The sequence below is a fragment of the Kocuria turfanensis genome, from assembly GCF_001580365.1.
GTDB classification, from domain to species: domain Bacteria; phylum Actinomycetota; class Actinomycetes; order Actinomycetales; family Micrococcaceae; genus Kocuria; species Kocuria turfanensis.
This window is the reverse complement of record NZ_CP014480.1, coordinates 3,432,206-3,447,880: the sequence shown is the minus strand read 5'-3', so window position 1 is coordinate 3,447,880 and position 15,675 is coordinate 3,432,206. Positions and strand designations below refer to the sequence as shown.

Here is a 15,675-nt window from a genome sequence, read left to right as displayed (position 1 = left end):
GGTGGCCGACCCCGGGCGGGAGGCCGTGGCGCTGCTGACCGGCCCCCGGATGGGTCCGGTCCTGGAGCAGGTGCTGCGCCCGGCCGGGCTGGACGCCGACCGGTGGACGCTGCGGCGGGTCCACCACCGCCCCGGGGTGGGCGCGAGCGCGATCTTCGACGTCGCGGCCCTGGACGGGCGGCGGCGGGTCGCCGAGGTGGTCTGCGTGAGCACCACCGCCCCTCCGCGGGAGGCCGTCGGGCACGCCGGGGGCCCGCTGCTGGTCGAGCACGAGGGCCTGGCCCTGACCGCGTGGCGGCATCCGCACGATCCCTGGCTGCCCGGCCTGCCGTGGGCGACCTCGCCGGAGGCGGTGGGGCGCACGGCCTTCGACTCCGCCGTGGCGGCCGAGCTCACCGCGGTCTCCTACCGGCCGACCCGCCGCGCGGTGCAGCGGGCCACCCACGACGCCGGGGTCCGCTACCTCAAGGTGCTGCGGCGCGGCCGGGCCGCGGCCCTGCACGGCCGGCTGCGGATGCTGCTCGACGCCGGGCTGCCCGTGCCGGCGCCGGCGGGCGAGCCGGTGCAGGAGGTGGTGGTGCTCCACGAGCTGCCCGGGGCGCCCCTGGCGGGCGCGGTGCGGGACGACGGCGCCGCCGCGCTGCGCCCCGAGCACGTCCTGGCGCTGCTCGAGGCCCTGCCCGCCGCGGCCGCGGAGCTGCCGCGGCGGCCCAGCTGGACCGACCGGGTGCTGGACTACGGGCACGCGGCCGCCGTCGCGCTGCCCGAGGAGCGGCAGCGGGCCGAGCGGCTGGCCGCCGCGGTCGAGGACGCCCGCCGGGCCACCGACCCGGGTCCGCCGGTGCCGGTGCACGGGGACCTCTACGAGGCCAACCTGCTGGTGGGCCCCGCCGGGCGCGGGCGGTTCGGGCCGCTGACGGGGCTGCTCGACGTCGACTCCGTGGGACCGGGCCACCGGGTGGACGACCTCGCCTGCCTGGTCGCCCACGTGGCCGTGCTGCCCACGGTCAGCGACCGCTACGGGCACGCGCCGGCCACCGCCGAGCGGCTGCTGGCCGGCTTCGACGACGTGGTGGACCCCGCCGCGCTGCGGGTGCGCTGCGCCGGGGTGGCGCTGTCCCTGGTCGCCGGCGCCCGGCGCTCGGGCGGCCCGCCGGACCGGGCCCGCCGGCGGTTGGAGATCGCCGAGCGCTTCCTCGCGGCGGTCGCCTGACCCCGGAACGGCACGGACCGCGGCGTCGGCACCGGCGTCGGCTCCGGCGATCCCGGCCACGAGCCCGGGCACGAGCCCGGGCACAGGCACGGCCACGGACACGGGCCCGGGCACGTGGCCGGGCACGGCCGGCGCCCGTGCGCCCGGGCCCTGGGACCGGCCCCCTGCCCGGCCGGCTCACCGGGACGTCGCCGTCCTCGCGCGCGGCCCTCGCCCCGGGGGTGCGGAGGCTGCCGGGCGGGGTGCGGCAGCCAGCAGCTTGCGCAGCTCCTCGGGCCACAGGATCAGCGATCCGATGGCCACGGCGGTGAGCCACTGGGCGCCGGTCAGCCCGGTGGTGCCGAACAGGTCCTGCAGGACGGGGGCGTGCACCACGGCGATCTGCAGCACGACCACGGCGGTCAGTGCCACCCAGATGGCTCCGTTGGTGAAGGTGCGGGCGCTGAACACCGAGCGGGTGTCGGAGCGGACGTTGAGCAGGTTGAACACCTGGAAGAACACGAAGGCGGTGAACGCCAGGGTCGTGGTGCCCGCGGCGGTGATGCCGGGGAACCAGGCGGGCGCGAGCAGCAGCACCGCCAGGGTGCCGGCGGTCATCACCGCCGCCGCGACCAGGATGCGTTCCACCCGGGAGCGGGTCAGCAGCGGCTCGCGGGCCGGGCGGGGCGGGCGGTGCATCACGACAGGATCGGCCGGTTCCACCCCCAGGGCCAGGGCGGGCGGACCGTCCATGATGATGTTCACCCACAGGATCTGCAGGGCGGTGAACGGCGCGCCGCCGGCGATGCCGAGCACTCCGCAGATGAGGAACAGCAGCACGAAGCCCCAGGACGTGGACAGCTGGAAGCGGACGAACCTGACGATGTTGTCGTAGATGCCCCGCCCCTCCCGGACGGCGGCGACGATGGTGGCGAAGTTGTCGTCGGTGAGGATCATCCGCGCCGCGCCCTTGGACACGTCGGTGCCCGTGATGCCCATCGCCACCCCGATGTCGGCCTGCTTCAGGGCGGGGGCGTCGTTGACGCCGTCACCGGTCATCGCCACCACCTCGCCGCGCTCCTGCAGTGCCTTGACGAAGCGGATCTTGTGCTCGGGGGTGACCCTGGCCAGCACCCCGTAGCCGGGGGCCCGGGCACGCAGCGCGGTGTCGTCGAGCTCGTCGAGCTCCGCGCCCGAGGCGGCCTCCCCCGGGATGGCGAGGGCCCGGGCGATGGCGGAGGCGGTCCGGAGGTGGTCACCGGTGATCATGTGCACGGCGATGCCGGCGCCCTGGGCCACCGCGATGGCCTCGGCGGCCTCCGGGCGGGGTGGGTCGGTGATGCCCACGAGGCAGTACAGGGTCAGTCCGGTGGCGAGTTCCCGCAGGGCGTCCCCGTCCCGGGGCAGGGGGGTGGCGCCGGGGACGCCGTCGTCCAGGCGGCGGCCGGCGACCATCAGGGTGCGCAGGCCCTCACCGGCCAGCTCCTCGACGGAGGCGTGCAGCCGCGCGCAGTCCTCGTCCGTGAGCCGCCGGGGACCGTCCGCGCCGAGCACGGAGTCGGCGCGTGCCAGCACGGTCCCCGGGGCGCCCTTGACGAAGACGCGGTAGTCCGCGTCCGCGGTGTCGCCGACACGGAACGTCTGCTCGTGGAAGGTGGCCTGGAACGTGTAGCTGGAGTCGAACGGCACCTCCGTCAGGCGCGGATGGGCCCGGCGGGCCCCCTCGACGTCGAGCCCGCCCTTCTCCGCCAGCACCACCAGGGCCCCGTCGGTGGGGTCCCCCACCAGCTGCCCGTCGCGCACGACGGCGTCGTTGCACAGCGCCATGGCCACGTAGGCGTCCGGGTAGGCGCCGGCCGACGTGTCGTCGGCGCTGAGGATGCGCCCCTCCGTGGAGTACCCCTGACCGGTGACGCGGAAGGAGTGGTTGTCGACCAGGAGGCGCCGGACCGTCATCTCGTTGAGCGTGAGGGTGCCGGTCTTGTCGGTGGCGATGTGGCTGGTGGAGCCCAGCGTCTCCACGGCGGAGAGCTGCTTGATGATCGCCCCGCGGTGGGCCAGCCGGTTGGCGCCCATGGCCAGGGTGAAGGCGACGACAGCGGTGAGCCCCTCCGGGATGGTGGCCACCGCCAGGGACACGGCCGTCAGCAGCAGCCCGGCGACGGACTCCCCGCGCAGCAGCCCGAGCACGAAGACGACGGCGACCACCACGAAGGCGATGACGGTCAGCAGCCGGGCGAGCCGGTCGATGCGGCGCTGCAGCGGGGTGCGGGCGTCCCCGGCCCCCGCCAGCTGCTGGGCGATCGCACCCATCTGGGTGCCCATGCCCGTGTCGGTGACCACCACGGTGCCGCGTCCCCGGGTGACCTCGGTGTTCATGAACACCATGCCGGTGCGGTCCCCCAGGGACGTGTCCGGGTCGACGACGGGCGCGGGATCCTTGTCCACCGGCTCGGACTCCCCCGTCAGGACCGCCTCGGCCAGCTGCAGCTGGAAGGCCTCCACCACCCTCCCGTCCGCGGGCACGGCGTCGCCGGCCTCGAGCAGCACGACGTCGCCGGGCACCAGCTCCGCCCGGTCGACCATCCGGACCCGCCCGTCACGGCGGACCCGGGAGCTCGCCACCGACATCTTCCGCAGCGCCGCCAGGGAGTTCTCCGCCCGCGCCTCCTGGACGTAGTTGAGCACCGTGTTGAACACCACCACGACCAGGATCACCACGGGTGTCTTCCACTCCCGGGAGACCACGGCCGAGACGATCGCCGCGAGGATCAGCACGATCGTCATCCGGTCGGAGAGCAGCCGCAGCACCTTCCGCCAGAACGGCGTGCCGGCCGCCTCCGCCAGGACGTTGGGGCCGTGCCGCGCCGACCGTTCGGTGACCTGTGCGCCGGACAGCCCGACGGCGGGGTCCACCCCCAGCGCCCCGGCGACAGCGACGGCAGGAATCGTGTACCAGGGAGAATCCACGGCAACCCCGTCCGCTCGGTGACGTCCTCAGACTATCGCCGGGGCCGGCCGCACGGACCGGCGGCGGTGGCCGGACCGGCCCGCGCCACCGCCGTCGTCGCTGCTCCCGTGCCGTCCCGCCGGGGTCCGGGCTACTCCCCCGCGGCGTCCAGCCGGTAGGTGTCGGAGAAGTCCAGCTCCCAGACCGCGCCGCCGCCGACGGCGCCGAAGGGGTTCTGCGCGCCGGCCGCGATGCCCTCGGCCGGGGCCACGCTGTTCACCGCGGCGTAGACGCTGCCGCGGCCGTCGGCCGCCAGCCCGGCCGGCAGCGGGACGTCGATCGCCCAGCGCACCGGGTCCTCGTGGTGGCGGTGCAGCACGACCACCTGACCGGGAACCTGCCCCGGGGTGGGCGGCGCCTCCTCCGCCGGGGTCTCCCCTGGCGGCAGCGGCGGCGTGGGGCCGAACAGCTGCGAGACGTACAGGTGGCCGCCGTCCACCGCCACGCCGGTGACGGCGGTGAAGCCGTCCCACCGTTCGAGCTCGGCCCCGTCCGCGGAGAACTGCACGACCGAGGCCTCTCCCGGGCGCTCCGACCCGAGGCCGCCCACGTAGACATTGCCGTCCTCGTCCGTGGCCAGGGACGTGGGCACGAACTCGGCCGGCCCCGCCGGGTCGTCCGTGCCGTCCGGCAGGACCGTGGTCGGCCAGGTGGCCCACACGGTGATCTCGTACTCGGGCGGGGCGCCCTCCGTGGCGGTGGAGAAGTCCGGCTCGACCTTCCAAACCGCGTTCGCGGCGGCGTCGGCCACGAGCGCGTAGCCGTCCGGCGAGACCCCGCTGTCCTCGTCCACGAACAGGACCGCGTACGGGTTCGACTCGATCTGCGCCCCGTCCGGGTTGAGCTGCTCCTCCGCGGCCTGCAGGTCCGCGTACGGGAGGAGGTACTCCTGTCCGTCCTCGGTGCCGGCCACGAGCATCGCGCCGTTGCGCATGGGCGGCCGGTCCGGGTCGTAGCCGGCCACGAGGTACTGGCCGGCCACGTCCGTGGCGTCCGCCCCGTTGGCGCCCACGGCGAAGGACCCGTCCGGGGCGGCCGACGAGAAGAACCCGTCGGCCACGGTCGAGACCGTGGGCGTCCACCGGTGCGGGTCCTCCACCAGGGTGACCGCCCCGGTGGCGCCGACGCACCCGGCCTCCGTGCACTGCTCCCCGCCGCGGCCGGCCTCGGCCACGACCAGGGAGTCCCCCTCCTGGTCCCAGTTCAGCTGCCGCGGGTTGTCCAGGCCCTCCGTGACGACCCGCGGCCCCGGCGGCCGGTCGCCGTCGTGCGCGGTCGCCACCGGCACCGCACCCGCCAGCACCACCGCCGCCGTGACCGCTCCTGCACCCAGTCTCTTCATGACCCACCCCCGGTCGGAGTTGCCGCACGCCGGCCGTGCGACAGGCCCAGGCTAGGACCGATGCGCACGGATCGGCCCGGAACGGCGCCAACCGTGACCGGCTCTTGACCTACCTGCAGGTAGACGGCGGGGACGCGTCACGAGCGGCCGCATCCTTGACACGCTCCCGAGCCCCGACGTGCACTCGACAGCATGGAGCTCTCACCGCCGCCCCGCACCTTCCCGACCACACTCCTGCTGCGGCTGGCGCTCGCTCTGGCCCTCGCGCTCACCGGGCTGCTGCTCGCCGCCCCGGCCGGCGGAGCCGCCGAGATCCGCAACGACGAGACCGTGCGGGTGGCCGAGGGCGAGGTCGTCGACGACGACCTGTACGCGACCGCCGGCGAGGTCGTCGTGGACGGCACGGTGCGCGGTGACCTCGTGGTGGCCGCGGGCCGGGTGACGATCAACGGCACGGTGGAGGGCGACCTCCTGGCCGCGGCCCAGACCGTGGTGGTCGAGGGCACGGTGGGCGACGACGCCCGGGTCGCCGGCCAGGCGCTCTCCTTCGGGGACGAGGCGCGGGTGACCGGGGACCTCGTCGCGGCCGGCTTCAGCCTGCAGACCCGCCCCGGCACCGAGGTCGGCGGGGACGTGCTCCTGGGCGCGTACCAGGCTCTGCTGGCGGGCAGCATCGACGGGGACGTGACCGCCGGCGCCGCCGGACTGGCCCTGGCCGGTGCGATCGGCGGGAACGTGCAGGCCGACGTCGGCAGCCCGGACGACGTCGGGGCCGCCTGGGCGCCGGCCACCCAGGTGCCCGTGCCGTCGGTGAACGGCGGCCTGACGCTCACCGACGAGGCCCGCGTGGCCGGGGACCTCTCGTACCGCTCCGGCGCCGAGGCCTCGATCGCCCCGGGCGCCGAGGTCGCCGGGGAGATCTCCTACGAGCGGGTCGTCGTGGACGAGGCCGAGCCGGCCGGTCCTACCGGGCCGCTGGATGTGCTGCTGTCCGGCCTGCGCCTGTTCGTCACGCTGCTGCTGGCGGGGCTGCTGGCGCTGTGGCTCATCCCGCGGACCGTGACCGGGGCGGCCTCCGTGCTGCGGACCCGTCCCCTCCTGAGCCTCGGGTGGGGCGTGCTCGCGATCGCCGGCACCGCGGTGGCGGCGCTGGCGCTCCTGGTCGTCGCGATCCTGCTGGGCATCGGGCTGGGCCTGCTGACCCTCGGCGGGCTGGCGGCCGCGGTCGTGGCCACCGGCGTGGTGCTCCACGCCGTGCTGGTGCTCGGCCTGATCCTGGCCGTCGCCCTGCTGGCCCCGGTCATAGTCGCCCTCACCGGCGGCGGCCTCCTGCTCCGGGACCCCGCCCCGGCGCGCTTCGGCAAGCGCGTGGGCGCCCTGGCGCTGGGCCTGCTGATCTACGTGCTGCTGCGGGCGGTGCCCTACCTCGGCCCGGTGGTGGCCCTGCTCGTGGCACTGTTCGGCGTCGGGGCCCTGGCGGTGTGGCTCTGGGACGTCGTGCGCCGCCGCCGGGCGCACCGGCGCGGGCAGACGATGGCGACGCCGCCGGGCGGGGCCGCCGGACCGGGCGCCGGCCCCGGCGCGTATCCGCAGGCCGGCCCCGGCCCCTACGCCCAGGTCGGTCCTGGCCCCTACGCACCGGCCGGAGTCGGGGCGTACCCGCAGAGCGGCGAGCAGCCCTTCCCGGCCGGACCCGCGTACCCGCAGACCGGGGCGCCGGATCGGCGGGCCGGTGCGCCACCGGGCGCTCCCCCGCGTCCGGACCCTGACGCCTCCGCGGGGCGGCGGCCGGACGCGGCACCGGATCCGGGAACGGCTCCGGAGGCGTCCGCCCCGCGCGGGGGCTCGACGACCGCCCGGCCGCCGTGGGCGGCCGGCGAGCGCGGACCCGAGCCCGGTCCGGGCGCCGACCCCGACGCCCGGCGCTGAGCGATCCGGCGCCGAGCGATCCGGCGCCGAGCGATCCGGCGCCGAGCGGTCAGGCGACCGGCAGCGAGAGGACCTCCAGGGCGGCGCGCAGCTTCGTGGAGGACGTGTGCACCGTGTACGGGAAGTACACGACCTCCACCCCGACCGCCGCGAACTCCCGCTCGAGCCGGTACCCCTTCGGGGTGCCGCGCCAGTCGTCGCCCTTGAAGAACACGTCGAAGCGCAGCTCCCGCCACGTGTCCAGCTTGTCCAGCAGGATCTCGGCGTGGACCTGGTCCACGTAGCGGATGTGCTCGACGATCTCCATCCGCTCCCGCAGGGAGACCACCGGGCGGTGGCCCTTGGTTATCTCGATCAGGTCGTCGGAGACCACCCCGGCGATCAGGTGGTCGCAGTGCTGCTTCGCCTGGCGCAGGATGTTCAGGTGTCCCACGTGGAACAGGTCGAACGCCCCGGCCGCGTATCCCACGCGCGGTGCGGACTGCTTGGTGCTCATGGTGCTCACTCCCCCTCGTAGCCAGCCGGGACGTCTCGCGCCCCGGCCCGATGGACCGCCCGGCCCCCGCCGGAAGTCCCTGTCGGACTGTCCGCCGCGCACCCTCGGGGTGCGCGGCCTGAAATCTGTGTGCCGTCCGGTGCCCGCCCGGACCGCGCCGGTTCAGCCTGCGGGCTGGTTCACGGCCTGTTCCGCGGACACGGTGGCGGGCGGTGCGGCCGCACGCGTACGGCGGCGGTGCTGCCAGCGGGCCACGGGCTCCTCCACGAACCACCAGCAGGCGATGCCGGCGCCCGTGCCGACCAGCACGTGGACCACGACCCCGCCCGGGCCCGGCAGCTCCCCGACCAGCGCCGTGAGCAGGTGCTGGGCGCCCAGGTGCAGCAGGTAGATGCTGTAGCTGGCCAGGCCCAGCAGCTGGATCCACCGCCACCGCATCACCGCCAGCGCCCGGGTCCCCAGCGCACCGGTGGGCCCGTGCAGGCCCCACAGCACCACCAGACAGGCGGCGACCGCCTGGATCGAGTAGCGCAGGGTCTCCCGGAACAGCTCGTCCCGGATCAGCACCGAGCCCAGGTAGAGCAGCAGAGCCGCCACCAGCACCCGGTCCCGACCCCACCACGCCGGGGCGCCGGCGCCCTCCCGCGTGGTCCGGGCGTACCAGAGCGCGGCCAGCACGCCGATCGCGATGGCCTCCAGCCGGGTGTCGGTGCCGAAGTAGATCCGGTCCTCGCTCGCCCCGCCCAGGTGCAGCACCACGCGCGCCGCGGCCGAGGCGACCGCGGCCGTGCCGGCCAGCACCGCCAGGGCGGCGGCCGGGCGGCGAGTGCCCACCAGCAGCAGCCAGACCAGCGCGAAGGCCACGTAGAACTGCTCCTCGATGGACAGGCTCCACACCACGATCGAGCCGGGCAGCACGTCCACCTGCGAGTCGACGTAGCGCCAGTTGAAGAAGAAGAAGACCTGGCCCAGCACGTCGCCGAGGTTCACCGGGCGCACCAGCCACGCGTACAGCGCGGTGGGCAGCACGAGGGCGACCAGCAGCGGCGGCACCAGCTTCAGCGCCCGCCGGCGGTAGAACCCGCCGATGGCGAACCCGCCGGTGCGCCGGTGCTCCTTGAGCACCAGGTGCGTGATGATGAAGCCGGAGATGACGAAGAAGATCGTCACCCCGCTGCCGCCCGGGACCAGCTCCAGCCCCGCGTGGGCGAGCACCACGAGCATCACCGCGGCGGCCCGCATCGCGTCCAGGTGCGCGAACTGCCGCACGGGCAGCTGCGCCCTCGGGCGCCGTCGTGCCCCTGCCGTTGCCGATGCTGCCGTCTCCCCCGCCACTGCGTCCCCCTGCGTTCGCCGGACGCCGCGCTCCCCCGAGCGCCGGCCGTCCCGTCCTGCGTCCGGAGCTCCCCGTTCGCAACGGGGAACTCCGTGATCGCCTCACCCTACTGCGGAGAAACCCGCGTTTGCATCTGAAAACACGGGTCACAAAAGGGGACATCGCATCGCGTTCCCGATCGTTAACCCCGGGGTTAGACTCCATGCGATCCAATGAATCCGGACGGGGGGTCGTCCGGGGCGCCGCGGAGGTCGTTCGACCACCGACCGCGGCGGATCACCGCGGCGCCGGCCATCGGCGCCGTCAGTTCAGATCTGGGGGGAGCTGACATGATCCTTGACCTGTCGTGCGCATCGAGCACTCGAGGTCCCACTGTCCGTACCGCGCACCGGGTGCTGGGCGGGCTGCTGCTCGCCGGGCTCATGACCGGCTGCGGCGCCGCCGGCGCCACCGGCGACCCGGCGGCCGAGAGCCTGCAGGCCCGGTCCGTGGTGGAGCTGGAGACGCCGCAGGAGGTCCGCGCCAAGGACCTGCCCTCGGCCGCCGCCGTGGCCGCCGACGCGCCCGAGGTCGAGCAGATCGAGGCGGCGCTCGAGGTCCAGGAGGCCTTCGTGCCGTCGGAGGAGCCGGCCGCGGAGGACCCGGGCAATCCGCAGTCCTCCGCCGAGCTGGACGCCGGGGAGGAACCCGCCGAGCTGGACCCGGCCGCCGTCGCGGCGGCCGAGGAGTCCGCCGCCGGCGCCGCGCTGCAGGAGATCCTGGCGTCCCTGGCCGAGTTCGAGCACCAGGGCTGGGAGCAGCGCGGGACGCCCGTCGTCGTCGGCGAGCCCGTCTCCGCCCCGCTGCCCACGGACGAGGGCGAGGCCGTGCGCGTGACGGTCTGCCTGGACTCCTCCGGGGTCAGCGTCGTGGACCGTGACGGCGTGGTCGTCAGCGGCGAGCAGAAGGGCCGGAAGGCCCTGCACAACTACGACCTCTTCCGCCAACCGGGCGAGTCCTGGCAAGTCGTCCAGCACGGCTTCCCCGACGACCCGACCTGCTGATCCGTCCGAACGAACCTGTTGAGGAACCACACCATGGGAAACACGAACACCTCGTCCCGGGCGGACTCGGGCCGGCGCCGGGCGCGCACGGCCCGCACCCGGGCGACCCTGAGCATCGGCACCGTGATGGCCGTCGCCGCGACCCTGCTGACCTTCGCGCCGGTGGGCGCCGCCGACACGCCGCCGGTGGACGGGAAGTCCGCGGCCACGGCCGCCGCCTCCTGCTGGGAGATCAAGCAGAAGGACCCGAAGTCCGCCTCCGGCGTCTACTGGCTGGTCACCCCGGCCATGACCGCCCCCGAGCAGTTCTACTGCGACCAGGTGACCGACGGCGGCGGCTGGGTGCTGGTGGGCCGCGGCCGCAACGACTGGAAGGAGTACTACCAGGGCGTGGGCACGCCCAAGGACGTCTCCTCCACGGTCACCGGCACCGCGGCCTTCGCGCCCAAGCAGCTGTCCTCCGAGACGGTCGACGACCTGCTCAACGGCCAGCGCCCCGACTCCCTGGACGACGGCATCCGGCTGCGCCGCGCCCGCGACGCCGCGGGCACCACCTGGCAGGAGGGACGCGTCAAGGTCTCGGCCAAGCCCTACTGGAACTGGACCTTCGGCTCCCGCACCCCGGTGACCTCCTGGTCGTTCCGGTACGGCACGGGCGTGGCCTCCGGGACCGGCGGCACCACGAACGACATCGGCACCACCGGCACGGCCCGCCTGCGCTTCGCTGACGTGGCCGAGACCAGCTGGCAGCGCGGCTTCCGCTACGGCGACGAGGTGGTCGGCAGCAACACCTCGACCACCTACCTCTGGTCGCCCGCCACGGGCGGGAAGGGCGCCATGCCCTTCACCCAGGTCTACCTGCGGCCCAAGGTCACCCAGCAGGCCTTCACCGGCAAGGCCATCCCGGACGCCGGCACCGCCGCGATCGCCCAGCGGGCCCTGCCCAACAGCGGCGCCGAGCCCACCAAGTGGGGCGCCGTGGAGCGCGCCGACGGTCAGGGCGAGGAGATGAACACGGAGGTGCAGGCCCTCGAGCAGATCGGGAACTCCGTCTTCACCGGCGGCAACTTCAAGGCCATGCAGCGCAACGCGGCCGGCACCGGGCGCGTGGCGCAGTCCTACCTCGCGGCCTTCGACGTCAACACCGGTGAGCTGCGCACCGACTTCCGTCCCGTCTTCAACGGCCAGGTCAAGGCGCTCGCGGAGCTGCCGAACAACCGGCTGGCCGTGGGCGGGCGCTTCAGCACCGTCAACGGCGTGAGCGCGCCCGGCTTCGTGGTGCTCGACGCCACGACCGGCAAGGTGGACACCGCCTGGAACCTCAAGGTGGAGAACCTGCTGACCGGCGGCGTCCTGCAGGTGCGCACCCTCGACGTGCAGGGCGACTGGCTGTACCTGGGCGGGGCCTTCACCCACCTCAGCGGCGGCCAGGAGACGGGCCGGGTCTACGCCCGCGCCGGCGCCCGCGTGAAGATCTCCACCCGCACCCCGGACGCCTCCTGGAACCCCGAGTTCAACGGCACGGTGACCAGCGTGGACGCCTCCCCGAAGGGCGACCGGCTCTACGCGGCCGGCTACTTCAACCAGTCCCGCAGCGCCTCCGCGTTCCGGCTCGCCGCGGTGCGCACCACCGCCGGCGCGGCGCTGGACCCCTGGACCTGGGAGCCGTCCATCCCCGTCGACTACGCCAACCCGGGTCAGGCCGGATTCCAGCTCGCCGTGCGGGAGCAGGGCTCGACCGTGTGGGCCGGCGGCGCCGAGCACTCGATGTTCGGCTACGACCGCTCCACGTTCCAGCGCACCTCCGAAGGCATCACCTCCCAGGGCGGCGACATCCAGGCGATCACCTCGACCGACGACACCGTCTACGGCGCGTGCCACTGCTTCAACTGGTACAACGCCGGCGCCACCAAGTGGATCAAGGCCAACGTGGCCACCCAGCCGAAGATCGTCGCGGACCGGATCAACGCCATCGGTGCCTGGGACGCCCAGAGCGGGCGGTACCAGCCCGGCTTCAACCCCGAGATCAAGGGCTTCGGCGGCTGGGGCATCTGGGCCGCGCTGATGGACAGCAACGGCGTCCTGTGGACCGGCGGCGACATCAACCGCAGCGTCTCCACCTCCGGCGCCGCGCAGTGGTCCGGCGGCTTCCTCCGCTTCGCCCCGCGCGACGCCAAGGCCCCGGCCGCGCCGTCGGGCCTGAAGGTGGGCCTCGACGGGAGCTCCGACGCCCTCACCTGGACGGCTGCCCCCGAGTCCGGGGTGAGCTACCAGGTGCTGCGCAACGACCGGCCCATCGGCACCGCCACGGGCACGAGCTTCAAGGTCGCCCACGTGGACGGCGCCCGCTACGCGGTGCGCGCGGCCGACGCGGCCGGCAACGTCTCCGCCTCCACCCCGGTGGCCCTGGCCGGCACCGCACCGGCGCCCGAGCCGCAGCCCGAGCCGCAGCCGGAGCCGGGCACCAGCACCCTGATCGCCGAGGGCGCCACGTGGAAGTACCACCACGACCGGGCCAACCCGCCCGCCGCGGACTGGGCCGGCACCGCGTTCGTCGACACCGCCTGGAAGCAGGGCTCGGCCGTGCTGGGCTGGGGCGACGCCTCGGTGAAGACCACGCTGGTGGCCGACGGCACCCGCCCGCTGACCACCTACTACCGCAAGACCGTGGACGTGGCCGACGCCTCCAAGGTGGCCAAGCTGACGCTCACCACCCGCGCCGACGACGCCGTGGCGATCTACGTCAACGGCAAGGAGGTGGCCCGCTCCAACCTCCCCGAGGGCACGCTCACGTCGGGCACCTATGCCCTGGCCCCGCGCCGGACCGCCACCGCGGTGGCCGACCCGGTCGTGGTCGAGGTCCCCGGGTCGGCGCTGCGGACCGGCAAGAACGTGATCTCCGCCGAGGTGCACTCCAACTGGACGAGCACCACCGACGCCACGTTCGACCTCTCCGCGGTGGTCACCGCCGGCACGCAGCCGGAGCCCCCGGCCGAGGAGCCTCCCGCCCCGGAGGACCCCCCGGCCGAGGAGCCGGCCGCCGCGGGCGCCCTGGTGGCCGCGGGCTCGTCCTGGCGCTACCACCACGACCGGGCGAACCCGCCGGCCGACGACTGGGCCGGCACGGCCTTCGACGACACCGCCTGGAAGCAGGGCTCGGCCGTGCTCGGCTGGAACGACGCCTCGGTGAAGACCACGCTGGTGGCCGACGGCACCCGTCCGCTGACCACCTACTACCGCCGGACGGTGGACGTGGCCGACGCCTCGACGCTCGGGGACCTGACGCTCACCACCCGCGCCGACGACGCGGTGGCGGTCTACGTCAACGGCAAGGAGGTGACCCGCTCCAACCTCCCCGAGGGCACGCTCACGTCGGGCACCTACGCCCTGGCCCCGCGCCGGACCGCCACCGCGGTGGCCGACCCGGTCGTGGTGACGATCCCCGCGTCGGCGCTGCGGACCGGAAAGAACGTGATCGCCGCGGAGGTGCACTCCAACTGGACGAACACCACCGACGCCACGTTCGACCTGGAGCTCAAGCCCCAGCCGAAGGACGCGTGATGAGCCCGGCGACCGGCGTCCCGCGGCGCCGCCCGAGCTACCCGGAGGCCCTGGCCGGGCTGCGCGCGGCGCAGAAGCCCGGCCAGGGGGTCCCGGCCTACACCCGGTGGGTCAACCGGCCGCTGGCCCGCTACGCCGCCGCCCGGGCCGCCGCGGCCGGCCTGACCCCCAACGGGGTGACCGCCCTCAGCGCGGTGCTCTCCGCGGCGGGGCTGGCCGTGCTCGTGGCGGCCCCGCCGGCGGCGGCCACCGGCGTCGTCGTCGCCGTCCTGCTCGCCGCCGGGTACGTGCTGGACTCCGCCGACGGGCAGGTGGCCCGGCTCACCGGGACCGGCTCGCCGGCCGGGGAGTGGCTGGACCACGTGGTCGACGCGATCCGCACCCCGGCGATCCACCTGGCCGTGGCGGCCGCCGCCCTGCTGCACCCGCGGCCCGAGGCGTTCCCGGCCGCCGCGGTGGCGGTCCTCGCGGCCCTGTTCGTGCTCGTGGAGGTCGGCCAGTTCATGAGCCAGATCCTCGCCGAGCAGCTGCGGCGCACGGGCGGCCTGGCCGGCCCGCCGGCCGGCGGGGCGCTGCGCTCCTTCCTCAACCTGCCCACCGACGCGGGGGTCACCTGCTGGATCTTCCTCCTCTGGGGGATCCCCGCGCTCTTCCTGCCCGCCTACGCGATCCTGCTGAGCGCCCTCGCGGCGATCAGCGCGGTGTCCATGCGGCGCAAGTACCTGGGTCTGACTGCCCGGCCTGCCGCCACCACCCCGGACGCCGCCGGCGTCCACCCGACCGACAGGAGCACCTCCCATGTCCGCTGACGTCCTCGCCCCGGCCACGACCACCGCCGCCGGGTTCCGCTCCGAGACCCCGTCCGTGTCCGTCCTGATCGCCACCGCCGGGCGGCCGCAGATGCTGCGCGAGGCGGTCCGCGCGATCGTCGAGCAGGACTACGCCGGCCCGCTGCAGGTCGTCGTCGTCTTCGACCGCGTGGAGGTGGACCCCCTGGCGGACGTCGCCGTGCCGGCCGGGGTGGACCTGCGCACCGTGCCCAACACCCGCAGCCCGGGACTGGTGGGCGCCCGCAACACCGGCATCCACGCCGCCACCGGGGAGATCATCGCCTTCTGCGACGACGACGACGTCTGGGCCCCGCGCAAGCTCACCCGCCAGGTCGCGCACTGGAATCGGCATCCGGAGGCCTCGGCGATCGCCGGGGCGATCCACATCGTCTCCCACGAGCGCACCATCCGGCGCGTCCCGCAGGCCGTGGCCACCTTCGAGGAGCTGCTGGCCGACCGGATGATGGAGATCCACCCCTCCGCGCTGATCTGCCGCCGCGCCGACCTGTACGGGCCCGTGGGCCTGGTCGACGAGGACCTGCCCTCCTCCTACGGCGAGGACTACGACCTGCTGCTGCGCCTGGCCCGGCACGCCCCGGTGCACTCCGTGCCCGAGACCGTGCTGACCGTGCGCTGGGACCGGCCCTCCTTCTTCCGCCAGCAGTGGGGGGACATGGCCGACGCGCTGACCTACATGCTGCGCAAGTTCCCCGAGTTCGAGACCTCGGCCCGGGGCACGGCGCTGATGGCCGGGCAGGTGGCCTTCGCCCACGCCGCCCGCGGCGACCGCCGGGCGGCGGTGCGGTGGGCGCGGGCCGCGCTGGGCCGGGACCGCGGGCAGCTGCGGGCGTGGGGCGCCCTGGCCGTGGCCACGGGCGCGGTCAGCGCCGAGCGGCTGCAGAACGCGGTGTCCTTCTTCGGCCGGGGAGTGTGAGC

The 15,675-nt window shown here is 75.0% G+C and carries 10 protein-coding genes; 6 read left to right on the top strand and 4 right to left on the bottom strand.

Annotated features, from left to right (window positions below; translation table 11 throughout):
- Position 1 precedes the first annotated feature (1 nt).
- The gene (locus tag AYX06_RS15795) at positions 2-1,213 is read left to right on the top strand and encodes a phosphotransferase (protein WP_062736583.1); all 1,212 of its coding nucleotides are present in this window, start codon (positions 2-4) and stop codon (positions 1,211-1,213) included.
- Between the two features lie 177 nt (positions 1,214-1,390).
- On the opposite strand, the gene AYX06_RS15790 is transcribed toward AYX06_RS15795, so the two are convergent.
- Both AYX06_RS15790 and AYX06_RS15785 read right to left on the bottom strand, forming a co-directional pair.
- Positions 1,391-4,162, bottom strand: a complete 2,772-nt coding sequence (locus AYX06_RS15790; RefSeq protein WP_062736582.1) for a cation-translocating P-type ATPase — start codon at positions 4,160-4,162, stop codon at positions 1,391-1,393.
- Between the two features lie 131 nt (positions 4,163-4,293).
- Positions 4,294-5,544: a ScyD/ScyE family protein gene (locus AYX06_RS15785; protein WP_147017741.1), complete on the bottom strand. Its 1,251-nt coding sequence runs from the start codon at positions 5,542-5,544 to the stop codon at positions 4,294-4,296.
- A gap of 192 nt (positions 5,545-5,736) precedes the next feature.
- Between AYX06_RS15785 and AYX06_RS15780 the strand changes: the two genes are divergently transcribed.
- Positions 5,737-7,473, top strand: a complete 1,737-nt coding sequence (locus AYX06_RS15780; RefSeq protein ID WP_062736580.1) for a bactofilin family protein — start codon at positions 5,737-5,739, stop codon at positions 7,471-7,473.
- Between the two features lie 49 nt (positions 7,474-7,522).
- Here AYX06_RS15780 and AYX06_RS15775 read toward each other — a convergent pair whose 3' ends face one another.
- Both AYX06_RS15775 and AYX06_RS15770 read right to left on the bottom strand, forming a co-directional pair.
- Entirely contained in the window at positions 7,523-7,969 is a 447-nt protein-coding gene (locus AYX06_RS15775; protein ID WP_062736579.1) for an adenylyltransferase/cytidyltransferase family protein, read from the bottom strand.
- 162 nt (positions 7,970-8,131) lie between these two features.
- Positions 8,132-9,238: an acyltransferase family protein gene (locus AYX06_RS15770; RefSeq protein WP_062736578.1), complete on the bottom strand. Its 1,107-nt coding sequence runs from the start codon at positions 9,236-9,238 to the stop codon at positions 8,132-8,134.
- A gap of 396 nt (positions 9,239-9,634) precedes the next feature.
- On the opposite strand from AYX06_RS15770, the gene AYX06_RS15765 reads away from it, so the two are divergent.
- From AYX06_RS15765 to AYX06_RS15750, 4 genes are read left to right on the top strand one after another with little or no spacing between them, the layout of a single operon-like run.
- Positions 9,635-10,348, top strand: a complete 714-nt coding sequence (locus tag AYX06_RS15765; RefSeq protein ID WP_147017743.1) for a hypothetical protein — start codon at positions 9,635-9,637, stop codon at positions 10,346-10,348.
- A 33-nt stretch (positions 10,349-10,381) separates the two neighbouring features.
- Complete coding sequence (locus AYX06_RS20785; protein ID WP_062736576.1) at positions 10,382-13,909, top strand: fibrinogen-like YCDxxxxGGGW domain-containing protein; 3,528 nt, start codon at positions 10,382-10,384, stop codon at positions 13,907-13,909.
- The gene (locus AYX06_RS15755; protein WP_062736575.1) at positions 13,909-14,718 is read left to right on the top strand and encodes a CDP-alcohol phosphatidyltransferase family protein; all 810 of its coding nucleotides are present in this window, start codon (positions 13,909-13,911) and stop codon (positions 14,716-14,718) included. Before AYX06_RS20785 ends, AYX06_RS15755 begins: the two co-directional genes overlap by 1 nt.
- Positions 14,708-15,673, top strand: coding sequence for a glycosyltransferase family 2 protein (locus AYX06_RS15750; RefSeq protein WP_062736574.1), 966 nt, complete (start codon positions 14,708-14,710; stop codon positions 15,671-15,673). Before AYX06_RS15755 ends, AYX06_RS15750 begins: the two co-directional genes overlap by 11 nt.
- The last annotated feature ends 2 nt before the right edge of the window (positions 15,674-15,675 follow it).